Origin of the sequence: Halomonas sp. TA22, assembly GCF_013009075.1 — a bacterium.
Lineage (GTDB): Bacteria > Pseudomonadota > Gammaproteobacteria > Pseudomonadales > Halomonadaceae > TA22.
In genome coordinates this window covers 2,207,883-2,232,571 of the sequence record NZ_CP053108.1, presented here as the reverse complement: position 1 = coordinate 2,232,571, position 24,689 = coordinate 2,207,883, and the positions used below count along the sequence as shown (strand labels likewise).

At 60.3% G+C, this 24,689-nt stretch carries 24 protein-coding genes; 15 read left to right on the top strand and 9 right to left on the bottom strand.

Features of this window, described 5'->3' with window-relative positions; all coding sequences use genetic code 11:
• Nucleotides 1-3: 3 nt before the first annotated feature.
• Nucleotides 4-1,482 (bottom strand): chromosomal replication initiator protein DnaA, encoded by a 1,479-nt coding sequence (dnaA, locus tag HJD22_RS10415; RefSeq protein ID WP_208655315.1) that lies wholly within the window; start codon nucleotides 1,480-1,482, stop codon nucleotides 4-6.
• 491 nt (nucleotides 1,483-1,973) lie between these two features.
• Between dnaA and rpmH the strand changes: the two genes are divergently transcribed.
• From rpmH to HJD22_RS10390, 5 genes are all read left to right on the top strand, one after another.
• The gene (gene rpmH, locus HJD22_RS10410; protein WP_010626003.1) at nucleotides 1,974-2,108 is read left to right on the top strand and encodes a 50S ribosomal protein L34; all 135 of its coding nucleotides are present in this window, start codon (nucleotides 1,974-1,976) and stop codon (nucleotides 2,106-2,108) included.
• A 13-nt stretch (nucleotides 2,109-2,121) separates the two neighbouring features.
• Entirely contained in the window at nucleotides 2,122-2,529 is a 408-nt protein-coding gene (gene rnpA, locus HJD22_RS10405) for a ribonuclease P protein component (protein WP_208655316.1), read from the top strand.
• A gap of 96 nt (nucleotides 2,530-2,625) precedes the next feature.
• Nucleotides 2,626-4,314, top strand: coding sequence for a membrane protein insertase YidC (gene yidC, locus HJD22_RS10400; RefSeq protein WP_208655317.1), 1,689 nt, complete (start codon nucleotides 2,626-2,628; stop codon nucleotides 4,312-4,314).
• 101 nt (nucleotides 4,315-4,415) lie between these two features.
• The gene (gene mnmE, locus HJD22_RS10395; RefSeq protein WP_208655318.1) at nucleotides 4,416-5,786 is read left to right on the top strand and encodes a tRNA uridine-5-carboxymethylaminomethyl(34) synthesis GTPase MnmE; all 1,371 of its coding nucleotides are present in this window, start codon (nucleotides 4,416-4,418) and stop codon (nucleotides 5,784-5,786) included.
• A gap of 51 nt (nucleotides 5,787-5,837) precedes the next feature.
• The gene (locus HJD22_RS10390) at nucleotides 5,838-7,292 is read left to right on the top strand and encodes a sodium/glutamate symporter (protein ID WP_208655319.1); all 1,455 of its coding nucleotides are present in this window, start codon (nucleotides 5,838-5,840) and stop codon (nucleotides 7,290-7,292) included.
• A gap of 9 nt (nucleotides 7,293-7,301) precedes the next feature.
• Here HJD22_RS10390 and HJD22_RS10385 read toward each other — a convergent pair whose 3' ends face one another.
• The 4 genes from HJD22_RS10385 to rdgB form a co-directional block, all read right to left on the bottom strand.
• Nucleotides 7,302-8,156 (bottom strand): 23S rRNA (adenine(2030)-N(6))-methyltransferase RlmJ, encoded by an 855-nt coding sequence (locus HJD22_RS10385; protein WP_208655320.1) that lies wholly within the window; start codon nucleotides 8,154-8,156, stop codon nucleotides 7,302-7,304.
• A gap of 68 nt (nucleotides 8,157-8,224) precedes the next feature.
• The gene (locus HJD22_RS10380; RefSeq protein ID WP_208655321.1) at nucleotides 8,225-8,899 is read right to left on the bottom strand and encodes an OmpA family protein; all 675 of its coding nucleotides are present in this window, start codon (nucleotides 8,897-8,899) and stop codon (nucleotides 8,225-8,227) included.
• A gap of 40 nt (nucleotides 8,900-8,939) precedes the next feature.
• A complete protein-coding gene (gene hemW / locus HJD22_RS10375; RefSeq protein ID WP_248730213.1) occupies nucleotides 8,940-10,118 on the bottom strand; it encodes a radical SAM family heme chaperone HemW in 1,179 nt (392 codons plus the stop codon).
• Complete coding sequence (gene rdgB, locus HJD22_RS10370; RefSeq protein ID WP_208655322.1) at nucleotides 10,115-10,723, bottom strand: RdgB/HAM1 family non-canonical purine NTP pyrophosphatase; 609 nt, start codon at nucleotides 10,721-10,723, stop codon at nucleotides 10,115-10,117. Before rdgB ends, hemW begins: the two co-directional genes overlap by 4 nt.
• Nucleotides 10,724-11,104: 381 nt before the next feature.
• Here rdgB and HJD22_RS10365 point away from each other — a divergent pair, with 381 nt between their 5' ends.
• On the top strand, nucleotides 11,105-11,779 hold the full coding sequence (locus tag HJD22_RS10365; protein ID WP_208655323.1) for a LuxR C-terminal-related transcriptional regulator: 675 nt from the start codon (nucleotides 11,105-11,107) through the stop codon (nucleotides 11,777-11,779).
• A gap of 71 nt (nucleotides 11,780-11,850) precedes the next feature.
• Here HJD22_RS10365 and hemL read toward each other — a convergent pair whose 3' ends face one another.
• The 4 genes from hemL to HJD22_RS10345 form a co-directional block, all read right to left on the bottom strand.
• Nucleotides 11,851-13,137: a glutamate-1-semialdehyde 2,1-aminomutase gene (gene hemL, locus HJD22_RS10360; protein WP_208655324.1), complete on the bottom strand. Its 1,287-nt coding sequence runs from the start codon at nucleotides 13,135-13,137 to the stop codon at nucleotides 11,851-11,853.
• Between the two features lie 161 nt (nucleotides 13,138-13,298).
• Complete coding sequence (locus HJD22_RS10355) at nucleotides 13,299-14,150, bottom strand: hydroxymethylpyrimidine/phosphomethylpyrimidine kinase (RefSeq protein WP_248730212.1); 852 nt, start codon at nucleotides 14,148-14,150, stop codon at nucleotides 13,299-13,301.
• On the bottom strand, nucleotides 14,150-14,581 hold the full coding sequence (hemJ, locus tag HJD22_RS10350; RefSeq protein ID WP_208655325.1) for a protoporphyrinogen oxidase HemJ: 432 nt from the start codon (nucleotides 14,579-14,581) through the stop codon (nucleotides 14,150-14,152). Before hemJ ends, HJD22_RS10355 begins: the two co-directional genes overlap by 1 nt.
• A gap of 46 nt (nucleotides 14,582-14,627) precedes the next feature.
• Complete coding sequence (locus tag HJD22_RS10345; RefSeq protein ID WP_248730211.1) at nucleotides 14,628-16,385, bottom strand: chloride channel protein; 1,758 nt, start codon at nucleotides 16,383-16,385, stop codon at nucleotides 14,628-14,630.
• A gap of 169 nt (nucleotides 16,386-16,554) precedes the next feature.
• Between HJD22_RS10345 and argC the strand changes: the two genes are divergently transcribed.
• The 9 genes from argC to atpE all read left to right on the top strand — a co-directional run bounded on the left by argC (nucleotide 16,555) and on the right by atpE (nucleotide 24,661).
• The gene (gene argC, locus HJD22_RS10340; RefSeq protein WP_208655327.1) at nucleotides 16,555-17,589 is read left to right on the top strand and encodes an N-acetyl-gamma-glutamyl-phosphate reductase; all 1,035 of its coding nucleotides are present in this window, start codon (nucleotides 16,555-16,557) and stop codon (nucleotides 17,587-17,589) included.
• A gap of 101 nt (nucleotides 17,590-17,690) precedes the next feature.
• A complete protein-coding gene (erpA, locus tag HJD22_RS10335; RefSeq protein WP_208655328.1) occupies nucleotides 17,691-18,044 on the top strand; it encodes an iron-sulfur cluster insertion protein ErpA in 354 nt (117 codons plus the stop codon).
• A 539-nt stretch (nucleotides 18,045-18,583) separates the two neighbouring features.
• Nucleotides 18,584-20,479: a tRNA uridine-5-carboxymethylaminomethyl(34) synthesis enzyme MnmG gene (mnmG, locus tag HJD22_RS10330; protein ID WP_208655329.1), complete on the top strand. Its 1,896-nt coding sequence runs from the start codon at nucleotides 18,584-18,586 to the stop codon at nucleotides 20,477-20,479.
• Nucleotides 20,476-21,123 (top strand): 16S rRNA (guanine(527)-N(7))-methyltransferase RsmG, encoded by a 648-nt coding sequence (rsmG, locus tag HJD22_RS10325; protein ID WP_208655330.1) that lies wholly within the window; start codon nucleotides 20,476-20,478, stop codon nucleotides 21,121-21,123. The genes mnmG and rsmG overlap by 4 nt, the downstream gene beginning before the upstream one ends.
• Nucleotides 21,124-21,162: 39 nt before the next feature.
• A complete protein-coding gene (locus HJD22_RS10320) occupies nucleotides 21,163-21,933 on the top strand; it encodes a ParA family protein (RefSeq protein ID WP_208655331.1) in 771 nt (256 codons plus the stop codon).
• 16 nt (nucleotides 21,934-21,949) lie between these two features.
• Nucleotides 21,950-22,870: a ParB/RepB/Spo0J family partition protein gene (locus HJD22_RS10315; RefSeq protein WP_208655332.1), complete on the top strand. Its 921-nt coding sequence runs from the start codon at nucleotides 21,950-21,952 to the stop codon at nucleotides 22,868-22,870.
• Between the two features lie 253 nt (nucleotides 22,871-23,123).
• The gene (locus tag HJD22_RS10310; RefSeq protein ID WP_208655333.1) at nucleotides 23,124-23,522 is read left to right on the top strand and encodes an ATP synthase subunit I; all 399 of its coding nucleotides are present in this window, start codon (nucleotides 23,124-23,126) and stop codon (nucleotides 23,520-23,522) included.
• A gap of 17 nt (nucleotides 23,523-23,539) precedes the next feature.
• Nucleotides 23,540-24,367, top strand: coding sequence for a F0F1 ATP synthase subunit A (gene atpB / locus HJD22_RS10305; protein WP_208655334.1), 828 nt, complete (start codon nucleotides 23,540-23,542; stop codon nucleotides 24,365-24,367).
• Between the two features lie 66 nt (nucleotides 24,368-24,433).
• Complete coding sequence (gene atpE / locus HJD22_RS10300) at nucleotides 24,434-24,661, top strand: F0F1 ATP synthase subunit C (RefSeq protein ID WP_208655335.1); 228 nt, start codon at nucleotides 24,434-24,436, stop codon at nucleotides 24,659-24,661.
• The last annotated feature ends 28 nt before the right edge of the window (nucleotides 24,662-24,689 follow it).

Genomic DNA, 24,689 nt, shown 5'->3' with positions numbered 1-24,689 from the left:
CGATCAACTGGTAAGCAACCGCAGCAGATTCTTGTAGTCCTCGCGGATGTCCGCGCTCTCTTCCTTCAATGATTGCACCTTGCGGCAGGCGTGCAGGACCGTGGTGTGATCGCGACCACCGAACGCATCGCCAATCTCGGGCAGACTGTGATTGGTCAGCTCCTTGGCGAGTGCCATGGCGACCTGGCGAGGGCGCGCCACCGAACGCGAACGACGCTTGGAGAGCAGGTCCGACAGCTTGATCTTGTAGTACTCGGCGACCGTTCGCTGGATGTTATCTACCCCGACCTGCTTGTCCTGCAGGGCCAGCAGATCCTTCAACGACTCTCGAATGAAATCCTGCGTGATCGGTTTGCCCATGAAGTGCGAGTCAGCGATTACCTTCTTCAGTGCACCTTCAAGCTCACGCACGTTGGAGCGGATCTTCTGGGCGATGAAGAACGCGGCATCGTGAGGCAGATCTACCTTGGCCTGATCGGCCTTCTTCATCAGGATCGCTACCCGCGTCTCGAGCTCCGGCGGCTCGATCGCCACCGTCAGTCCCCACCCGAAGCGAGACTTGAGCCTTTCCTCTACACCATTGATTTCCTTGGGATATCGGTCGGAAGTCAGAATCATCTGTTGACCACCTTCGAGCAGCGCATTGAAGGTGTGGAAGAACTCTTCCTGGGAGCGCTCCTTACCAGCGAAGAATTGGATATCATCGATCAACAGGGCATCGACACTGCGGTAGAAACGTTTGAAGTCATTGATGGCGTTGAGCTGGAGCGCCTTTACCATGTCGGCAACGAAGCGTTCCGAGTGTAGGTAGACCACCTTGGCGTTCTCGCGCCGGCTGGCAAGCTGATTGCCCACCGCATGCATCAGGTGGGTCTTGCCCAAGCCAACGCCACCATAGAGAAACAGCGGATTGTAGGCGCCTCCGGGATTCTCCGATACCTGACGCGATGCCGCTCGGGCCAACTGGTTCGACTTGCCCTCAACGAAGGTGTCGAAGGTGAAGTTGGGGTTCAGGCTACTCTGGTGCTTGAGGCTCCCCTCGACTTGCACCTGGCGCTGATTGGCACCGCCTCGGCCAGGCGCCTTCGAGCCGCCCTCTTCACGAAGCTGGTCGACCTCGCGCTCTTCACCGTCATCGGTACGCGACGCGGTTTGTACCGCAGCTGAAACCGACTGTCTCGCGCCTGCCGATACGGGATGGCCTAGGTCGCGGGGTTGAGGTGCCGTCGAGGCACGCCGACTACCTACCGCCAGAGAGACCTTGAGCGGTTTAGCAGGTGCGAGCTCTCTGAGCAGCTCATTGATTCTCTTGACATACTTGTCGCTCACCCAATCCCGCACGAAGCGGTTGGGTGCCAGCAGGCAGAGCTCGTTGGTATCGCCCACCTCGGCTTGCAAGGGGCGGATCCAGGTATTGAACTGTTGCGAGCTCAACTCGTCCTGCAGGTATTTGAGACATTCTTGCCAAAGAGCGACCGACACGCGACCTCACCTTGCGTTGACGAATGGCCGAATATTGTATCGCTCAAGGGTCGAGTTATCCACACAGCCGGCGCCTCGCCTCGCTGTGGAAAACTCAAGCCTCATGGATTCATTTTCCTGCGATCATCGCACCCTTTCAGGTGACCAATAATTGGCGTCACTGTTATCAACAATCCCATGTAATCTAAAACAGAGCCAATTAATTGTTTTAAAAAGAAATAGGCAAAAACTTACAAAGGTTATCCACATATTTGAAAACAAGCATACCTTGTCAGCGGACGGCTGCCGCGAGAAGCTTATGTCAGCGAGTCAGCCGCTTGCCTTCCCTTTCGATGCAAATAGCTACCCTAAAGCGACAGGAAAAATTGCACCGAGGCGCCGAATTCTCTAGAATTTCCGGTCTTGAGCCGAATCACCCCAGGTTCCCCGCCGGAGCCAGGGCGCCTCACCATTGACGTTCAGTCCAATTAACCACGTGGGAATCAATCGTTATGAAACGCACCTTTCAACCTAGCGTTCTCAAGCGCAAGCGCGTGCACGGCTTCCGTGCCCGCATGGCCACCAAGAACGGTCGTGCCGTCCTGGCGCGTCGTCGCGCCAAGGGTCGCAAGCGTCTGAGCGCCTGATCTCGGATTGCGTGTGTCCTGTCTGGGATTTCCTCGGCGCCTGCGACTGCTGAACGCCGGAGAGTACCGGCACGTTTTCGATCATGCTGCACACAAGGTACACGGTAAGGGATTACTGGCCCTGGCTTGCGATAACGGCCTGGAGGCTCCCCGAGTCGGCCTTGTGTTCAGCAAGAAGAATGTCAAGCGTGCCGTAGACCGCAACCGCCTCAAGCGACTCGTTCGCGAATCGATTCGTCTTCGGCAGCATCGCCTCCCCGCAGTGGATATCGTTGTCCTTTCGCGGCGAGGCGTACATGAGCTGGATAACGCCACCCTACATCGCCAACTTTCAGGCATGTGGCGGCGTCTGGAAAAGGACGTTCGCAAGCGGCCGGCAGCTCCCCCCTCTCAGGACATGCCGCTGTCACCTACACGGTGACGACCTTAGCCTGCCATCGGCAGGCTTTCGTGTGTAACGAGACTGCGAAGATTGGTTGCGCGGTAGAATGTTCATTACCCATCGGGCAGGACCCTCATGGATGTAAAACGACTTCTTCTGCTGGTTCCTCTGGCTGTACTGGCCTATTTGCTGGTCGTGCAGTGGAATCAGGATTACGGCCAGGTTGCCCCTGAGCCGGATGCACCCGCCTTCACCAGCGGTGAGACGAGCCCCAGAGTTGCCGATGAGGGCGATGGTGGACTGGCGGTTCCCAGCGATAGCCCCACCGGGACGGTTGCGGAGGCGCTGCCTGGCGAGACTGACCAGGAGACCGCCGGTCGTGATCTGATCGCGGTCATCACCGATGTGCTGGACGTGCGCATCGACCCGCAGGGGGGAGATATCATCTATGCCGCCCTGCCCCAGCATAAGCTGACACTGGACTCCGATCGCCCCTTCGTGCTGCTCTCCGACGGCGGAGCACGCAGTTATGTGGCGAAATCCGGTCTACAGCTTGAAGGCCACCAAGGTCGTATCGCCTTCGATACGGAGCAGACCGAGTATCGCCTGACGGAAACCGAAGACTCGCTGGTGGTGGACCTCACCGCCGAGGTCAACGGTATCGACATCGTCAAGCGCTTCACCTTCGGCCGCGACAACTATGCGGTGGACGTGAACTACTACTTGGCCAACAACACCGAGGCGCCGGTGACAGCGCGTTTCATCGGGCAATTGGCACGCGACAACAGTCCGGACCCGACCAGCGGCGTGGCCATGGGCATGAGCTCCTATCTCGGCGCTGCCTACTCCTCGCCGGATGCCCGCTACGAAAAGATCGACTTCGACGACATCCAGCGCGGCCGCTTCAACAACCGCGACGTCGAAGGTGGCTGGGTAGCGATCATCCAGCACTACTTCGCCACTGCCTGGGCACCGGCACAGAACCAGCAGAACCTCTATTACGCCACTACCGACTCCCGTGACCGCAACGTGGCGGCCTTCGCCGGTCCTGTCTACAACGTGGCGGCCGATGGCGAAGCGACACTAGGCGCCACGCTCTACATGGGTCCCAAGATCCAGGAGCGCCTGGAGGCCGTGGCCCCCAATCTGCGTCTGACCGTCGACTTCGGCTGGCTGTGGTTCCTGGCCAACCCGCTGTTCTGGCTGCTCGACCAGATTCACGACCTGATCGGCAACTGGGGCTGGTCAATCGTGTTCCTGACCATTCTAGTCAAGTTGGCCCTGTGGCCGCTCTCCGCCAAGGCCTACAAGTCCATGGCCCGCATGCGCAAGCTGGGCCCAGAAATGCAGCGCCTCAAGGAGCAGTATGGCGACGACCGCCAGAAGATGTCCCAGGAGATGATGAAGTTCTACCAGAAGGAGAAGATCAATCCTCTGGGCGGCTGCCTGCCAATCCTGGTACAAATGCCGGTGTTCATCGCCCTCTACTGGATGCTGCTAGAGTCGGTGGAGCTGCGTCACGCGCCCTTCATGTTCTGGATCCAGGACCTGTCGGTACGCGATCCGCTGTTCATCCTGCCGATCCTGATGGGCGCCTCGATGTTCGTGCAGCAGTTGCTCAACCCCACGCCTCCGGATCCGATGCAGGCGAAGATCATGAAGATGCTGCCGATCGTCTTCACCTTCTTCTTCCTGTGGTTCCCGGCCGGCCTGGTGATCTACTGGGTAGTCAACAACTGCATCTCGATCATCCAGCAGTACACCATCACGCGAAAGATCGAAAACGATCCAAGCGTCGGCAAGGGTATGAAGACCAAGAACTGACGCCCGCCACACGCACCTCTCCAGACCCCCGCCCCGGCGGGGGTCTGGCGTTTCCAGGCAGGCGACATGACAATGTCTGCTCTGCCAGCAAGGGAGTGATCATGGCCACCGCCCTCTACACCCAGGACACCATCGCCGCGCTTGCCACCCCGCCCGGGCGCGGAGGCGTGGGCATCATTCGCGTCTCCGGCCCCGGCTGCCGCCTCATCGCCGAGGCGGTGCTCGGCCGCTGTCCCGCCCCCCGCCAAGCGCACTATGGCCCGTTCAAGGGCGAGCAGGCGGTCATCGACCAGGGCATCGCGCTGCTTTTCGAAGGTCCCCACTCCTTCACCGGCGAAGACGTGCTGGAGCTTCAGGGCCATGGCGGACCGGTGATCATGGATCTGCTGCTCGAGCGCTGCGTGGGTCTCGGTGCGCGCCTGGCACGTCCCGGCGAGTTCTCCGAGCGTGCCTACCTCAACGACAAACTCGATCTGGCCCAGGCCGAGGCCATTGCCGACCTGATCGATGCCAGCTCCAAGGCTGCCGCCGAGAATGCCCTGCGCTCACTACAGGGGGAGTTCTCGCGCCGAGTCACGGCCCTGGTGCAGCGCCTGATCGAGCTGCGCATCTATGTCGAGGCGGCGATCGACTTCCCCGAGGAGGAGATCGACTTTCTCGGTGACGGCAAGGTGGCGGCAATGCTCGAGTCGGTCGCCACCGAGCTTGCTGCGGTGCGTGCAGCGGCCGGCCAGGGCGCGCTGATGCGCGAAGGCATGAGCGTGGTGATCGCCGGACGCCCCAATGCCGGCAAGTCGAGCCTGCTCAACGCCCTGACCGAGCAGGAGACCGCTATCGTCACCGACATCGCCGGTACCACCCGCGACGTACTGCGCGAGCACATCCATATCGATGGCATGCCACTGCACATCATCGATACCGCCGGGCTGCGCGATACTCCCGATGCCGTGGAGAAGATCGGCGTGGCCCGTGCCTGGGACGAGATCGAGCGCGCCGATCGCGTACTGCTACTGGTCGATGCCACCATATCGACCGCGACCGACCCGATGGCCATCTGGCCCGAGTTCGTCGCCCGGCTGCCGGATGCCTCACGTCTTACGCTGGTGCGCAACAAGATCGATACCAGCCTCGAGGCGCCCGGAATAGCATTATCCACATCCACACCGGTCATCAGGCTCTCCGCCAAGACCGGCCTGGGTGTGGATAACTTGAAGGATCATCTCAAGTCGGTAATGGGTTTCAGCGCCACCACCGAAGGGCGATTCTCCGCCCGACGCCGTCATCTCGACGCTCTGGATCGTGCTAAGCGAGCACTAATTAACGGCGAAGCGCAGCTGGCAGGCTATGGCGCTGGCGAGCTGCTGGCGGAAGACCTGCGCGATGCTCAGCAGGCGCTGGGCGAAATCACGGGAGAGTTCAGCGCCGATGACCTGCTCGGTGAGATATTCGGCAGTTTCTGCATCGGCAAGTAACGGCTACGCTTTGCTAATAACCGGACAGTGGGAAAAGGAGTTACTCACCGCATGAATGTCGCCCATCTGTTCGTTGCCCTGCTGCTAATCGGCCTGGTACTGCTGCTCAGTAATATGCTGCGAACCAGGGCCGACTGGATGCAGCAGCTGTTCTTGCCAAGCTCCGTCATCGGTGGCTTGTTCATGCTACTGCTTGGCCCCGAGGTGCTGGGCCACTTCATCGAGAGCCCTTTCGATGAGGGTGGCGGCCTGTTTCCCGATTACGTGTTGGAGAGTTGGACGGAACTGCCCGGGCTGCTGATCAGTGTGGTCTTCGCTGCGCTCTTTCTGGGCAAGCCGATTCCCGGACTGCGCACCATCTGGCTACGTGCTGGTCCTCAGGTGGCTGTTGGGCAGACCATGGCTTGGGGCCAATATGTGGTTGGCCTGACCCTGGCTCTATTGGTACTGACGCCGCTCTTCGGCATGAATCCCATGGCCGGGGCGTTGATCGAAATCGGCTTCGAGGGCGGACATGGCACGGCCGCAGGGATGGCCGATACGTTCTCCGAGCTGGGCTTCGAGGAGGGTGCCGACTTGGCCCTGGGCCTTGCCACGGTAGGGATTGTCGGTGGCGTGCTGATGGGCACGCTATTGATCAATATCGCGGCCAGGCGTCAGATCGTCAGTCCCAGCGGCGACGTCAATCCCGATGCACTGATGCATGCCGACGCCTCTCAGCCCAGCCAGGAGGAGTATCGCGAGTTCAAGAAGGATCTCGAACTGGAAGCCGGTACCACCGACCCCATGAGCCTTCATCTAGGTCTGGTGGGTATCGCCATCGTGATCGGCTGGCTGATTCTAGAAGCGTTGCAACTCATCGAGCAGCTGACCTGGGCCCGCGACGGGGGCATCGAAATCATGGCGCATGTGCCACTGTTTCCGATGGCGATGATCGGTGGCGTACTGCTTCAACTGGTGATCATTCGGCAGGGCTGGGAGCGGCAGGTATCGTCGCGCACCATGTCACGGATCTCCGGCACCGCTCTGGACTACACCATAGTGGCCGCACTGGCCACGCTCTCCCTGACCACGCTTGGTGACTACCTGGTGCCTTTCCTGCTGCTGGCGGCGGCGGGCATTGGCTGGTCGCTGTTCGTGCTGCTGGTGATCGCGCCGAGAGTGATTCCGGAGAATTGGTTCGAACGCGGCATCGGCGATTTCGGCCAATCCATGGGCGTGACGGTGACCGGCCTGCTGCTGATGCGCATGGCCGATCCCAAGAACAAATCCGGGGCGCTGGAAAGTTTCGGCTACAAGCAGCTGATGTTCGAGCCTATCGTCGGCGGCGGGCTCTTCACCGCGGCGGCCCTGCCGCTGATCGCGCAGTTCGGTCCCGTGGCGATACTGGCACTCACCTCTGTACTGACCCTGGCCTGGCTGCTGTTCGGACTGCTCTACTTCGGGAGAGTGGTGCCGAACCGGGGGCGGGGCCGCCTCAACCCCTCCCGTGAGAGTGAGGAGTGAGCCGAGGCGTCACTCCGGTACCCACCAGTCGGCCTCGTAGCGCGCCTCGCGCCCAAGCAAGGCAACGACAGGCTGGAGAGCCTCGCCTAAAAGCCCGTCCAGCCCCCAGGAAGGATTGAAGATCAGCATGCCGCTACCGTACATGCCATGCTGGCTATCGCCGGGGGCACGCAGACTCAGCTCGCTTCGCCACAACTTGCGCAGTCCGCTGTCGAGAAGTCGTTCGAGCAGTTCACGGTGACGCCCGGCCGGCAGCAGCGGATACCAGACCAGCACCTGGGCATGGCGAGCCTTGCGCGCGATACTGGTCACTACGTCGGCGACGCGGGCATACTCTGCCTTCTGCTCATAGCTGGGGTCGATCAGTACGCAGATGCGGGGTGTCGCGGCCGGCAGTATCTGCACAACTCCCTTCAGACCATCCCCATAGGTACGAGTGGCATTGCGCGGCAGCGACTGGGCTTCGAGATGTTGATGCTCACCGGGGTGCAGTTCGAATAGTTGCAATCGATCCTGACGCCGTAGCCTGCGACCAAGCCACCAGGGCGAGCCCGGATAGTGGCTGAGCTCGCTCTCGCGGGAAGCCTGAACCTCTGCCAGGCAGGAGAGCCAATCGCCCAATAGCGGGTTCGACCGCTGCAGTGACGCCCTGTGTTTCCACAGCAGATCGACTCCCTGCCGGTACTCCTGCAGTTTCTGGGTCTCTTCGGCGACAAGCGGGTAAAGACCACGACCGGCATGAGTGTCGATATACGTAACGGGAGATTCTTTACGTAATATATGTTCGAGCGTAGCAAACAGTGTCAGGTGTTTATGAACATCGGCAAAATTGCCGGCATGGTAGACGTGTTGATAGGCAAGCATGGCACTCTTCCATAAAAAAGACCCGCGAGGCGCAATGCCTCGCGGGTCGCGCGGTACCAGGCCAGTCGTTACATGGACTGCTGGATCGGCGTCAGGGTGATCTCAACGCGACGGTTCTGCGCACGGCCCGTTTCGCTATCGTTGCTGGCCACTGGCTGCGAGAAGCCGTAGCCGCGCATGCTCAGGCGGCTGCGATCGACGCCGCCCTGGGCCAGATAGCTGCCCACCGATTCGGCACGACGCTCGGAGAGGCGCTGATTGTAATCCGCCGAGCCGGTGCTGTCGGTATGGCCGGCGATATTGATGCGCGTCTCGGGATATTCACGAAGCACGCTGGAAACATCGTTGAGCGCGGAGCGGGCGGTGGAGGTCAGTTCGCTTGAGTCGAAACCGAAGGTGACGCTGCTTGGCATGTTGAGCACGATGTCGTCGCCCTGGCGATCGACCTGGATACCCGTGCCCTGCATGCTTTCGCGCAGCTGGGCTTCCTGGCGATCCATATAGGCACCGATACCACCGCCGGCTGCGGCACCTACCGCAGCACCGATCAGGGCGCGATCGCGACGGCTGGTACTTCCACTACCGCTCAATGCCCCTGCAGCGGCGCCTACCGCCGCTCCAATCCCGGCACCGGTCACGGTGCTACCACGTTGAGTCTGTCCACCGTAGGGGTCGGAAGTCGCACATCCCGCCAACAGCAGCGCGGCGGCAAGGGGATAAGCCAGACGAAGTGCCTTGAGCATTGCGTTTTGACTCCTCGAAGTCGGAACGTAGAGAACTGGCTCACTCATCAATTAGTGCCAGCAACTCGTTCAAGAATAATAGGCCTCGCGGCGAAGCTTGAAGCCGTTTCCCATCTTCCACAAGAAGTCCTTTTTTTCTAGCTTCCTTCAAGCGGTGACTGAGAAGACTCAGTTCTTGGCCGGTGGTTCCCTGCCAGGTCGAAATCGCCACTCCATCCACCAGCCGTAGGGCATTCATGGCGAACTCCAACGGCAACTCCTCTGTCTCGACACGACGGTGACCGGCAGTGAACCCTCGTGGATCATGGCGCCGACGAAGGTAGGCTTGCGGCTGTCGCGTCTTCCAGCGCCTCTCGATATGCCAAGGGCCATCCGCTTGGGGGCGGCTCAGCTTGCCATGCGCTCCGGCACCGATACCCAGATAGTCGCCGAAGGACCAGTAGTTGAGGTTGTGACGCGAGGCCTGGCCATTCCGCGCGTAGGCTGAAATCTCATAGCGCTTGAACCCCGCCCCCTCGAGCAGCGCATGCCCGGCATCCTGAATATCCCATAGCGTCTCGTCGGCGGGAAGCTCCGGGGGGTGGGTATGGAACTCCGTATTGGGCTCCAGGGTGAGCTGATACCAGGAGAGATGGGTCGGCGACAGCGACAGCGCGGTTTCAAGATCGGCGAGCGCCAACGCCTCGTCCTGCCCTGGCAGGCCATGCATCAGGTCGATATTGAGATTCTCGAAGCCCGCTTGCCTGGCACTGGTCACTGCAATACGCGCCTCGTCACCGCTATGGATACGCCCCAGAGCAGCGAGCTGATGCGGCTGAAAGCTCTGCACCCCAAGCGACAGGCGGTTGATGCCCGCCTCACGGTATTCGCCGAAACGACCCTGTTCCAGCGTACCGGGGTTGGCTTCCAGCGTGATCTCGATCCGCTCGGCAAACTTCAGCCGCTCGGCGATGCCCCTTAATAGCTGGCGATAGAAGCGTCCCGACATCAGACTGGGCGTGCCACCGCCAATGAAGATGCTGACCAGCTCACGCCCCTTATGCCCCTGCCCCTCCACCAATGGCAGATCGGCATCCAGATCGGCCAGCAACGCGTCGAGATACTCCTGCTCGGGAAGCTCGGCACCGCGTCCGACACCATGCGAGTTGAAGTCGCAGTAGGGGCACTTGCGCACGCACCAGGGTACATGCACGTAAAGCGACAGCGAGGGGGCCTTCACTCGCGTTCGGCCTGCAGACGTTCGATGAGACTGCGCATGGCACGGCCGCGGTGACTCAAGCGGTTCTTCTCCTCCGCACTCAGCTCGGCAACGCTCATGCTCCGCTCGGGAATCCAGAACAGCGGGTCATAGCCAAATCCTCCTTCGCCCCGGGGATGCGCGAGTATCTCACCCTCCCAGTGGGCCTGAACGATCACGGGCACGGGATCATACTCATGACGCATGTAGACCAGCACACACCAGTAGCGGGCGCTACGCGCCCCCTCGGGCACCTCAGCCAGCGCTTTCAGGAGCTTGAGATTGTTGGCCTCGTCGCTCTTGGGCTCGCCGGCAAAACGCGCTGAATGAATACCGGGCTGGCCATTCAGGGCATCCACTTCGAGACCTGAGTCATCGGCAAGCGAAGGGTGGCCGCTGACTCGACACGCCTCGCGTGCCTTGAGCAGCGCATTCTCGACGAAGGTCAGACCGGTTTCTTCGACTTCCAACACGCCGTGATCCGACTGGGCACTGACATCGAAACCCAGTGGAGAAAGCAATTGCTTGAATTCTCGCAATTTTCCAGCATTACCACTGGCCAGTACCAGCAACTGAGTAGGGGACATGGAGCACTCCAGCAAACAGGGGGCAGGTAATTCTACGCGCACTTTCGGCAGCGCCAAAGAGATGGGAAAGCTAATGCCAATTCAAACCAAAGAATGAAAAATGCAATTCAACAAAGATTAGAAGATTAGAAGAGCCCGACTTGGTAACATGATTTTTACCATGTTATTGCAGGTCCGATTGTGATAATTGTACGAAAATATTCTATTATATACTGATTTAATTAGGAAAAAATCAATAATCAGGGGTGAATGCGTGCGTAAGCATTGACTAAATTGTCATTACTTAACTTTACATTATAGCATTTTAGTTTAACCTTGTGGTTACTTTCGCAGGGGAGCCGTCATACCGCGGGTATGGGCACATAAAGGAGAATGAGTGTCATGAGCCAAGGGAACGAAAAAGTCCTTCTAGTGACTGACAGCAACCCACAATCGCAGCTGTTCGTCGATTACATCCATGGGAAGCTGGCCTGCCCGGTGACCATCCTGGCGCCGGACGCCGTCATTGACGATATCGAATGTCAGCATATGTTGGTGTTGATGGATGCCGATCACGTCAGCGATGACATTACCCAGCAGTGGCACTACAAGGCAGCCGAGTGCGACCAGATCTCACTGGCGGCATTCAACCTTCGCGATGAGGATCACGCCACCGAAGTGCTCGCCTCCTTGCACCTTCAGGGTGTCTTCTACCGGAGCGACTCACTCGAGCTGATTTGCAAGGGCATCACGACCCTGCTGGATGGCGACTTGTGGATGTCGCGTTCATTGATGACACGCATGATCGACTTCTACCGGCGCCAGCAGCTGAATGCCTTCCGTCCGGTATGCGGTCTGACCCAGCGCGAAATCGAGATCATCGGCCTGCTGGGGTCCGGCGCATCCAATACCGAGATCGCCGACAAGCTTTTCGTCAGCGAACACACCGTCAAGTCGCACCTTTACAACATCTTCCGCAAGATCAACGTGCATAACCGCATCCAGGCGATGAACTGGGCAAGAGACAACCTGGGTCTTCCCATGCCGCCTCACAAGCCGCGCTCCAAGGCGCTTTGAGTAGGCGTGGCGGCAGCGTCATGCTCAGCCGAACAGGACGCCGCCATCATGGCGGATATCACCTCTTTGGCCTAGCGGTACATCGCAGCAAAAGCTTTTTCGGCGCCATCCAGCGTGAACTGAATGTCCTCCAGAGTATGGGCGCTGGACATGAAACCGGCTTCGTAAGCGGAGGGCGCCAGGTACACCCCATACTCCAGCATCAAGGTGAAGAAACGCTGGAAAGCCTCAAGCCGGCAGGCTGTCGCCTGGGCAAAGTTATCCACACGGCGTTGAGCGGTAAAGAAAACCCCGAACATCCCCCCCGCGCGCTGGGTAATCAACTCCACTCCCGCCGCTTTGGCTCGCTCCTCGAGTCCTGAGCAGAGCCGCTCGACACGCCCCGACAATGCCTCATGAAATTCCGGCTCGCGCAGCTTGCTCAGCAAGGCGATTCCCGCCGCCATCGCCAGCGGATTGCCGGAGAGCGTACCCGCCTGATAGACGGGCCCCAGCGGCGAGATGTGCGACATGATCTCGCGCTTGCCACCGAAGGCTCCCACCGGCATTCCACCACCGACGATCTTGCCAAGACAGGTCAGATCGGGAGTGATACCGAAGTGCGCCTGGGCGCCACCCAGCGCCACGCGAAACCCCGTCATCACCTCATCGAAGATCAGCACGCTGCCATGGGCGTCACATACTTGGCGCAGCCCTTGAAGGAAGCCGGGTAGCGGCGGGATGCAGTTCATGTTGCCGGCCACCGGCTCGACGATGATGCAGGCGATCTCATTGCCGATTCGCGCGAAACACTCCTCGACGGCATCGAGATCGTTGTAGGAGAGCGTCACGGTATGCTCGGCCAGTGACGCCGGCACGCCGGGGGAGCTGGGCTCACCATGGGTCAGCGCACCGGAGCCCGCCTTGACCAGCAGCGAATCGGAGTGGCCATGGTAGTTACCCTCGAACTTGACGATCTTGTCCCGACCGGTGAAACCCCGTGCCAGGCGGATCGCCGACATGGTCGCCTCGGTGCCCGAATTGACCATGCGCACCATCTCGATGGAGGGCATGATCTCGCAAATCAGATCGGCCATGGTGGTCTCGATCGCCGTTGGCGTACCGAACGACAGCCCGTTGTCGAGACGCTCGCGCACCGCCCCCAGTACCTCGGGATCGGCATGACCGGTAATCATCGGGCCCCAGGAGCCCACGTAATCGACATAGCGCTTGCCTTCAACGTCGAACAGATAGGCGCCCTGGGCACGCTCGATGAAGACCGGCGGCTGCTTGAGTCCCTTGAAGGCTCTCACTGGTGAGTTGACCCCGCCGGGAATGTGGCGACATGCCTGTTCAAAGAGCTGTGCGGACGTAGTCATGGAAGCCTCTTGCAGTCGATCGAAGAAAATTGTGGATAAGTCTCTGGACAATGCGGATAAGTCACTGGGGAGAGCCTGTGCATAAGCGGTGAAAGGCCGCATGGCCGCTGCTCTCCCGCATTGTTGGCATATCGCTCGGGGTTTGATCTCTTGCCTTCTCGTCACACCTTGCCACCTTCACTTTGCCATTCGGGATGGCGCCACAGTCGACGTGGCAAGGCTTGGCTTTGCGGCCCCTCGCCGACACGCCAGCCATGCTTGAGCGCCTGCCAGGTGAACTCCTGAGCCTGTTCGCAAGCATGGGTCAAGCGCTCGCCCCAAGCCAGGCGCGTCGCCAGTGCCGAGGCCAGGGTGCAGCCGGAACCATGAAAATTGCCTTCGATTCGTGGCCAGTGCCACTGCCTGCCGGTATCCGGAGTATGCAGGGTGTGCTGCACCTGGTCAGCCGGTGTCGAGGGAAGCGGGTGATCGGTGCCGGTCACCAGCACCGCCTGGCAGCCAAGCGAGAGCAGCGAGACGGCGCGGTCGGTATCGTTGTCGACCCCTTCGCCGGCCAGGCGCGCCAGCTCCTGGCGGTTGGGGGTTAGGATGTCGACCAACGGAAGCAGTCGCTCGCAAAAGGCGTCGCGCAGCTCGGCGGTGACCAGCTCGCGCCCACCCCCCGCCTTGAGTACCGGGTCCACCACCAGCGGTACGCCAGGATAGCGGCGCACGATATCCACCACCGCATCCAGACTCTCGAGGCTTGCGACCAGCCCGACCTTGATCGCCGCAACCTTGAACTCGTCAAGGGCCGCGGCCATGGCCCGCATCTCATCGGGCTGACAGGGCAGCACCTGGCAGACATCGTGGCTGCTCTGAACCGTCAGTGCGGTGGGCAGGGTCAAGGCCCAGCCGCCGCAGGCGGCTACCGCCTCGGCATCGGCGATCAGCCCGGCTCCGCCGGTAGGATCGTGTCCGGCCATCACCAGGACGACCGGGCGTTCCACGTTCATCAGCAAGCGTTGGGGCATCAGAATGGCTTGACCATGGCCAGAATGACGATGGCGATCAGAATCACGACCGGTGCTTCATTGAACCAGCGAAAGAAGACGTGGGACTTGTGGCAGGTGCCCGCGGCCAGTTTCTTCATGTAGGCCAGGCAGACATGGTGGTAGCCCACCAGCAGTACCACCAGTGTCAGCTTGACGTGCATCCAGCCCTGACCCATGAAGGTCGGTACCATCGACAGCAGCCAGATACCCAACGCCAGCGCCGCGATCATCGAAGGCAACATGATGCCGCGATAGAGCTTGCGCTCCATCGTCACGAAATAGTCGATGGCCTGGGTATCGTTCTTGTCACGCGCCATGGCGTGGTAGACGAACAGGCGCGGCAGGTAGAACAGCGCAGCGAACCACGTCACGATGGCGATTACGTGAAACGCCTTGATCCATAAATACATACGGTCTCCTCAACGGTAATGGTGCACGGCAGGTCGTCAGGGGACCCTAGCGCCGATAACGGTAGTAGGTTTCGATCGAGTCACGGGTGATGATACCGGAAATTCGCTTCGCCAGCGGCTGCGATGCCTGCTCTACATAGAGCGCATCCAGCCCCCGTTCATTGAGCAGGTCGAAGGCCTCACTCAGCGTGGCCTGCACATGAATCGGTGCCATCTCGAGCCGTTGTCCGGGCACTTCCAGCAAGTCGATCGGCTCGCTCTCCTGCTCGGCTGGCCTCGCCTCATCATGTTCTTGCTGCTCTATAAGGAAACGCGCCAGATCGGCGGCCTTGAGCGCCAGCGTCGGCTTGTCTTCGCTCGAGCGTATCAGCAGGATCCACACCGGCTTGCTATCGAGCAGCCTCTTGGCCTGTTCGCGGCTGATCATACGCAGGGTAGACACCACCTGTCGTTCCATCACCGCCGGTACCGAAATCCTCGACAGCGCCTGCATCAAGGGTTGTTGCAAGGGGTGCATGCCTTGGTGGGTCAGGGAGATGAAGAAGCCATCGCAGCGATAGAGTTGCCGCGCGGTCAGCACGGAGATCACCACCGATAGCATGCCCGGCAGGATGATGTTGGGATTGTGGGTCAGTTCGAGTAGCGCCATCAATGCCGCCAGGGGCGCCTGAAGCACGGCCGCCATCATCGCCGCCATTCCCAGCATGGCATAGAGCGCCGGTTCCGCTGCTGCCCAGGGCCACAGCCAGCCTCCCAGCATACCGACCAGGGCGCCCGCAGCGGCGCCCACCACCAGTACCGGACCGATGATGCCGATCGGCACCCCACAGGCCACGGTCATTCCCGTCAACAACAGCTTGCCCACCACCAGCGCGACTAGCACGTCCAATGCCAGTTCACCGGTCAACGTTGCCGACAGGCTGTCGTAGCCGATCCCCTGCACCTCGGGATACCACCATGCCACGCCGCCAGTGGCCAGCCCCACCGCGGCGAACCTCGCCCACAGCGGCCATGCCGCCAGCCATGCGCCACTTCTCGCCAGGTGAATGAAGATACCGGCTAGCATGCCGATGATCAGCGCCGAGGCCACGATCCACGGCAGGTTGAACAGCGAATCCAGCGTTACGCTCGGGATCTGGAACGCCGGCTCCGAGCCATACACCAGCTGTGCTACCACCGCGCCCATGGTCGAGGCCAGGATCACCGGCATGAAACCGGCAATGGTGTACTCCATCATCACCACTTCCATGGCAAAGATCACCCCGGCAATGGGAGTATTGAACGAGGCTGAAATGCCCGCTGCCGTGCCGCAGGCGACCAGTACGCGCAAGCTGTTGTGCGGCAGCCTGAGCGTCTGACCCAGTCCACTCGCGGCGGCCGCGCCGAGATGGATCGCCGGCCCCTCTCGGCCCGCCGATAGGCCGCCCAGTACCGACACCACTCCGGCCCACCACTGATTGATCCAGTTACGCAGCGGAAAACGGCCTTGATGATAGGTAAGTCGCTCGATCACATGCCCCACTCCAAGCTTGCGTGCCGCCGGAGGCTGCCGCCCGAGCCACGCCCCGATCAGCAATACGGCCAATAGCGGCAGGCTCGCTCTAGCCCAGCGCGGCAGGTCCTGAAACGCTTCGTGATCGCCACTCGGCATGAACGCCAGTCCCCCCAGATCGAGCAGCAGGCGAAACCCCACCATCAGCGCACCGGTCAGTAGTCCCGAGACCAACCCCAGCAAACATAGCTGCGGCAGTGCATCGACATTGGCCAACTGGCGCCGGAAGCGCTCGAGGCTCAGGAGGGACAAGCGAAATCGTGGCACGAAAGATCCTTCGCGGAGTCGACATTACCAGAAGCATGCGGTGGACCGACCAATGGGTGGCGAAATCTCACCGTCATTTAAGGTGTATCATATTCGTACGAACCACGTCTCAACCGGTCATCGGTGCAAGTCTCAGAATCAGAAGGAGTGTAATGTGATCAAGGTCGGAATCGTCGGTGGCACCGGCTATACCGGGGTTGAACTGCTGCGTCTGCTGGCAAGCCATACTCAGGTCGAGGTCGATGTGATCACCTCCCGCTCCGAAGCGGGTCTCTGCGTGGCCGAGCTCTATCCCAACCTGCGGGGTCACTACGACACGCTTCTCTTCAGCGAGCCCGACACCGCGCGCCTGGCCGCTTGCGATGCGGTGTTCTTCGCCACGCCTCACGGCGTCGCCCATGCCCGGGCCGGAGAGCTGCTCGACCGCGGCACACGCGTCATCGATCTCTCGGCGGATTTCCGGCTGACCGATGCCGACGCGTGGTCACACTGGTATGGCCAGCCGCATGGCGCACCGGAGCTATTGAAGGATGCCGTCTATGGGTTGCCCGAGGTCAATCGCGAACGCATCCGCGAGGCGCGCCTGATTGCCGTGCCCGGCTGCTACCCTACCGCCGTCCAGCTCGGGCTGCTGCCGTTGCTCGAGGCCGGCCTGATCGATATCGAGCATGTCATCGCCGACTGCAAATCCGGGGTGACCGGCGCCGGCCGTGGTGCCAAGGTGCCCTCCCTGCTCGCCGAGGCCAGCGAATCGATGAAGGCTTATGGTGCCAGTGGCCACCGCCACCTGCCGGAGATCAGCCAGGGGCTGGCGCTTGCCGCCGGGCAACCGGTGGGATTGACCTTCGTTCCGCATCTCACCCCCATGATCCGCGGCATTCATGCCACTCTCTATGGACGTCTGACTCAAGACCCAGGCGATCTTCAGACGCTATTCGAACAGCGCTTCGCAAACGAGCCCGCCGTGGATGTCATGCCCACCGGTAGTCATCCCGAGACACGCAGCGTCAAGGGAGCCAACCTATGCCGGCTTGCCGTTCACCGCCCCGGAAAAGGCGATACCGTCGTGGTGCTGTCGGTGATCGACAATCTGGTCAAGGGTGCTTCCGGACAAGCGATTCAGAACCTCAACCTGATGTTCGGCTTCGACGAGATGGACGGATTGAAGGCACCGGCACTGCTACCCTGAAGTAACAATGCCTTCTCCTCTCCAGTAGAAGTTGACCCTTTTGCTGGGGATTGTGGATAATCAGGCCGATGAACATTTCCCAAGCTCAGGGGAGGTCACCCATGAGCGGTGCCGAATCCTTTATACCCAGACCCATGTTTCTCAGTGACAAGGCGCAGGCGCGCCTGCGCGCCTTGATCGAGGAAGAGGGCAATGTCGATCTCAAGCTGCGGGTCTACGTGACCGGTGGTGGCTGCTCCGGCTTCCAATATGGTTTCGATTTCGCCGACAGCGTCGGCGAGGACGACACCATCATCGACTATGGCGATGTCGCAATGCTGATCGACCCACTCTCCTACCAGTACTTGGTCGGTTCCACGGTGGATTTCGAGCAGGGCCTCGCCGGGGCTCGCTTCGTCATTCAGAATCCGAACGCCACCACCACCTGCGGATGTGGCTCCTCCTTCATGGTGTAATCGCAACATTCGATGCTCTTTTCTCAGCCTGTCGCTCTGCGACAGGCTTTTTTTTGTTTTTCATCGTGTGGACAACTTTTTTTCACCGCATGCCAAAATCTCTCGCCAGCTCACCTCTCATGGGGGATGCAAGCTTGGCAAGGTGGGTGTGGGCGACTGCGGTAACAAGAGAGGTAGCCGGCGGTGGATAACCGGTGCAATAATGGCGTTGTGCATAAGCACGCTTTTCATCCACAGCCTCACAGCATGCTGTACGCAGCTCATACGTCTCTTCTCCTCTCATCCATCAACATTTTAAATAGCTGATAAGAAATATTTTTTTTATCTTATTCACAGAAAATGTCTACACCATTAGTTACAACCACAACAGAACTTCTTTCTTTATTCTTCTTATTATTATTTTAAATGCCCAGTGAACCGACGCGAGACTCGTCAGGTGTGGAAAACCCCTGACGGTTACCCACAGGAGGTTTATACTGGGCCGCTGAATTCATTCCTGTCTTAACAACGGCGCAGCTACGCGCCATTCGAGGTGCAACGTGGATTACCCCGACCGCTTTGACGTGATCGTCATCGGCGGTGGCCATGCGGGAACCGAAGCCGCTCTGGCCTCCGCTCGCATGGGCTGTCAGACCCTGCTGCTCACCCACAACATCGAGACCCTCGGCCAGATGTCCTGCAATCCCGCCATCGGCGGTATTGGCAAGAGTCATCTGGTCAAGGAGATCGATGCACTGGGAGGCGCCATGGCCCTGGCCACCGACTTGGGGGGAATCCAGTTCAGGGTGCTCAATGCCCGCAAGGGGCCAGCGGTGCGTGCCACGCGGGCGCAGGCCGATCGCATTCGCTACAAGGCAGCCATCCGCACTCTGCTTGAGAACCAGTCGAACCTGACGATCTTTCAGCAGGCGGCAGGCGATCTGATGGTGGATGACGACACCGTACGTGGTGTGGTGACGGAAACCGGTATCCGCTTCCATGCTCAAAGCGTGGTGCTGTGTACCGGTACCTTCCTCGGCGGCGTGATCCATATCGGGCTCGATCAGAGCCGTGGTGGCCGTGCCGGCGACCCACCCTCCAATGCCTTGGCCGAGCGGCTGCGCGCCCTGCCGTTCAACGTGGCACGTCTGAAGACCGGAACGCCGCCGCGTATCGACGCCAAGAGCGTCGACTTCACGCAGTTCGAGGAGCAGCCGGGCGATACTCCCACCCCGGTGATGTCCTATCTGGGTAACCGAGGCATGCATCCGCGTCAGGTGAGTTGCCATATCGCGCATACCAACGAACGGACACACGAAATCATCTTCGCCAACCTCGACCGATCGCCGATGTATTCAGGCGTGATCGAAGGCGTCGGGCCGCGCTACTGCCCCTCCATCGAGGACAAGGTGCACCGGTTTGCCGACAAGCCGAGTCACCAGGTGTTCATCGAGCCCGAAGGACTCGACACTCATGAGCTCTATCCCAACGGCATCTCCACCTCGCTGCCCTTCGATGTGCAGCTGCAGGTGGTACGCTCGATCAAGGGACTCGAGAACGCCCATATCACGCGCCCTGGCTACGCCATCGAGTATGATTTCTTCGATCCTCGCGATCTCAGACACTCGTTGGAAACCAAATTTATCCACAACCTGTTCTTCGCCGGGCAGATCAACGGTACTACCGGCTACGAGGAGGCGGGTGCCCAAGGGCTGCTGGCAGGTCTCAATGCCGCACGGCATGCTCAGGGGCTCGAGGCGTGGTCGCCCAGGCGCGATGAAGCCTACCTCGGCGTGTTGGTCGACGACCTGATCAGCATGGGCACCCAGGAGCCCTACCGCATGTTCACTTCCCGCGCCGAGTACCGGCTGCTGCTGCGCGAGGACAATGCCGACCTGCGCCTGACTGAGATTGGACGCGGCCTTGGCTTGATCGATGATGTCCGCTGGGAGGCCTTCGCCATCAAGCGCGAGGCGATCGAGCGTGAAAGCGCCAGGTTCAAGACCAGCTGGATACAGCCCGACACGCCTCAGGCGGCGCATGTCGAGCGGCATACCGGCAAGGCACTGAGCCACGAGTACAGCCTGATGGATCTGTTGCGCCGACCCGAGCTTGGCTATCACGATATCGCCGGACTGGTGGGCGAGGCGGTGGGCGATGACGCCATAGCCGAACAGGTCCAGATCCAGGCCAAGTACCAAGGCTACATCGACCGCCAGCAGGATGAGATCGACAAGCTCAAGCGCCACGAGGCCACGCCGTTGCCCGAGGAGCTCGACTACACCCAAGTCGAGGGGCTGTCGCATGAGATTCGTCAGAAGCTGGCCGCGGCGCGTCCCGCCACTCTGGCCCAGGCGGGCCGGATCTCCGGGGTAACGCCGGCGGCGGTCTCGATCCTGCTGATTCACCTCAAGAAACGGCGGCTGCTCAAGGAGAATCGGATGATCAACGCATGACGCAGGTGCTGGAAACGAGTGTCGTTGCCCGCCTTGACGATGGTCTTGCCGAACTCGACATCAGACCCGACGAACGCCAGCGTGAACGGCTGTTGGCACTATTGGCGCTGTTGCACAAGTGGAATGCCGCCTATAACCTCACCGCGGTACGCACGCTCGATGAGATGGTGGTCAAGCATCTGCTCGACAGCGCGGCCGTGTTGTCAGCGGTAACGGGCCCCAGGTTGCTTGACGCGGGTGCCGGACCGGGATTGCCGGGACTGGTATTGGCGATTCTCAATCCCCAGCTGGCAGTAACGCTGCTCGACAGCAATGGCAAGAAGGTACGCTTTCAGCGCCAGGCGGTGATGGAGCTGGCATTGGAGAATGTCACGCCGGTGCAGGCGCGGGTCGAAACCTTCGAGGCCGAACGCTTCGATCAGATCATCTCCCGCGCCTTTGCCAGCCTGGTGGATTTCGTCACCCTCACTGATCACCTGCTTGCCGTTGAGGGTCAGTGGCTGGCGATGAAGGGGCCTGCCGTCGACGATGAACTGATTGGCTTGCCCGACACGATAGGGGTCGTCGAGCGTCGTGTGCTGACGGTGCCCTTCGAGCCCGGACAGCGTCAGCTGCTGATCCTGCAGCGCTTAGATTCCCAATAGGCCATCCGCGCGTTTGCCGCGTAGGTAAGGAAGTCGCACGTGACCAAGATCATCGCCTTGACCAACCAGAAGGGTGGCGTCGGCAAGACCACCACCGCCGTCAACCTCGCGGCTAGCCTCGCGGCGTTGGACCGGCGTGTACTGCTGATCGACCTCGACCCCCAGGGTCATGCCACCATGGGCAGCGGCATCGACAAGCACACCCTCGATGGCAGCGTGCTCGATGTGCTGCTGGGCGACAAGAGCGCCACCGAGACGATTCTCGACTGCCCCGAGGCCGGCTATGCACTGTTGCCCGGCAATGGCGATCTCACCGCGGCGGAGGTCGATCTGCTCGACCGCGAGGAGGGACGCGAGCGCTGCCTGCTGGAGGCGATTCGCCAGGTGTCCGGCGAGTACGATGTGGTGCTGATCGACTGCCCTCCCTCGCTCAACATGCTCACTGTCAATGCCCTGACCGCTGCGGATGGCGTGCTGATTCCGCTGCAGTGCGAGTTCTACGCCCTGGAGGGGTTGTCGGCACTACTCGACACCGTCGATCAGATCAAGGACAGCGTGAATCCCAATCTCTCGATCTTCGGTATCGTGCGTACCATGTTCGACAGCCGCAACAGCCTGACCCGCGACGTCAGCAAGCAGTTGCGCGACTACTTCAGCGACACCTTGCTGAAAACCACCATTCCCCGTAACGTGCGGGTCGCCGAAGCACCCAGTCATGGCCTGCCGGTCACCAAGTACGCACGTTTCTCGCGGGGTAGCCAGGCCCATCGGGTGCTGGCCAAGGAATTGATTCGTCGCCTGTCGCTGTGAGGAAAGGAACAAGCCGATGACGCGTAAACGAGCCCTGGGGCGTGGACTGGATGCTCTGATCGGAGCCGGCGCCAGACGTCGTGAAGGTCATGACGACACCGAACATCAGCAGAGCGCTGAGCTCTCCGGGCCATCCGCCGCGTCGTCGTCCGACGAGCCGGTGGAACGCCTCGAGCGCTTGCCGCTGGGGCAGTTGACGCGCGGCAAATACCAGCCACGCCGGGACATTCAACCCGAAGCACTGGAGGAACTCGCCGACTCGATTCGCGCCCAGGGGGTGATGCAGCCGATCGTCGTTAGACCAATAGACGGGAACCGTTACGAGATCATCGCCGGCGAGCGTCGCTGGCGAGCCGCACAGCTCGCCGAGCTCGATGTTATTCCCGCCGTGATTCGCGAAGTCAGCGACCAGGTGGCGCTGGCGCTGGCGCTGATCGAGAACATCCAGCGCGAGAATCTCAATCCGGTCGAGGAGGCGATGGCGCTCAAGCGCCTGCTCGACGAGTTCGATCTTACCCAGCAGCAGGTGGCCGATGCGGTGGGCCGCTCGCGGGCCCAGGTAACCAACCTGTTGAGGTTGCTCAGCCTCGACCCAGAGGTCCAGACGTTGCTTGAGCGCGGCGACCTGGACATGGGGCATGCCCGGGCCCTGTTGCCGCTCTCGAGCGCCAAGCAGCGCAAGGCCGCCCATGAAGTGGTCAACAAGGACCTCACGGTTCGCGACACCGAAGCGCTGGTCAAACGGCTGATCAATGGTCAACCCACCAAGCCAGGCCGTGAAACGCCGACTGCCGATGTGGCTCGACTGGAGACACAACTCGGCGAATTGCTGGGCGCACCGGTCAAGATCCAGCATGGTCGAGGGGGCAAGGGGCGTCTCACCATTCGCTATACCAGCCTCGACGAGCTGGATGGAATTCTCGCCCACATACGTTAGTGACGGTCATCTATTGTTTAGCAAACTAACGTGTTTTTCCGTCTTTTTCTGCATTCTGCGGCTCAAGTCGGCACACAATAGCGCAAAAACGGTGCAACGTCGGTTGAAGGACAGGGGGGGCTTCCCTATAATCCGCCGTTGTTCGTTTGAGCGTTTGATGATTGTTTTATCGATAGACTTTGGTCAAACGCTGGCCAGTAGCAGCAACACCAGGCGCCAAGTGCGTGTATGGAACCGGGTACGGAGCTAGCGCATGCACAACGACGCTGCGGCCTTACGCCGTCGTCCCGAATTCAGACGTCTGTTGCAGACACAACTGCTGGTCACACTCGCAGTGAGTGGCGTGGCGGCAGCAGTGGAGGGTAGCGAGGCTGCCCTGAGTGCGGTGCTGGGTGGCTTGGTTTGCCTGTTACCGACACTTTTTTTTGTCTGGCGCGGCTTGCGTACTCGGGATAGCCGACGGATGCGGCTCGATGTAATGAATTTCTATGTGGCAGCAACAGGCAAGTTTGGTTTGACGGTGGCACTGTTCGTGATCGTTTTTATCTCAGTGCCTCCCTCAAACCCAATTTTTTTCTTTGTCGCATATGTGGCGGCTCAGCTCTCGCACTGGCTTACGCCCTGGCTGTTGCGAGACAGGCCGACCCCCTGAACTGAGGTAAGCAGCGTATGGCAGCAGATAACGAAATATCGGCGATCTATTACATACAGCACCACCTCCAGAACTTGACCTTCGGCAATCACCCAGTCAATGGCTGGTCACTGGCCAGCACCGGCCAGGAAGCCGCCGAGATGGGCTTCTGGGCAATCCACCTGGATACCATGGGCTGGTCGATCGCCATGGGGGTGCTGTTCATCGCGCTGTTCCGCAAGGCTGGCAAGGCGGCAACCACAGGCGTACCCGGTGGTCTCCAGAACGCCGTAGAGATGGTCGTCGAGTTCATCGAGGATCTGACACGCTCCACCTTCCACGGCAAGAATGCGCATATCGCCCCGCTGGCGCTGACACTGTTCGTGTGGATACTGCTGATGAACAGCCTCAAGCTGCTGCCGGTGGACTACTTCCCCGAGCTGTTTGGCCGTCTTGGTCTCGAATACATGAAGATCGTACCGACCACCGACGTCAATGCCACGCTGGGCATGGCGCTGGGCGTGTTCCTGCTGATCGTCTACTACAGCATTCGAGTCAAGGGCGCTGGCGGTTTTGCCCGCGAGCTCTCGCTCACGCCGTTCAATCACTGGTTGCTGATCCCCTTCAATCTGGTGCTGGAGGTCGTCGGTCTGCTGGTCAAGCCGATCAGCCTGGGCATGCGATTGTTCGGCAGCATGTTCGCCGGTGAGGTGATCTTCATCCTCATCGCTCTGCTGCCCTTCTGGGCAATCTGGATGCTGGATGTGCCATGGGCGATCTTCCATATCCTTATCGTGACCCTGCAGGCCTTCATCTTTACGACGCTGTCACTCGTCTATCTGAGCGCCGCACACGAACACCATTGAACCGAGCAACGATTGCAAACGCTGTAATTTCAAACCTGACCTAACCTTGAACCTAGGAGCACTACCATGGAAATCGTTTACCTTGCTGCAGCTATCATCATCAGTGTTGCCGCCCTGACTACCGGCTTTGGCTTTGCAATTCTCGGCGGCAAGCTGCTCGAGACCTCTGCTCGTCAACCGGAACTCGGCGACCAACTGCAGACACGCACCTTCATCATGGCGGGTCTGCTTGATGCTATTCCGATGATCGGTGTAGGTATCGCGATGTACCTGATCTTCGTCGTTGCCGGTTAACGAGCCTTTTTCGCCGAGCGCAGTGTCG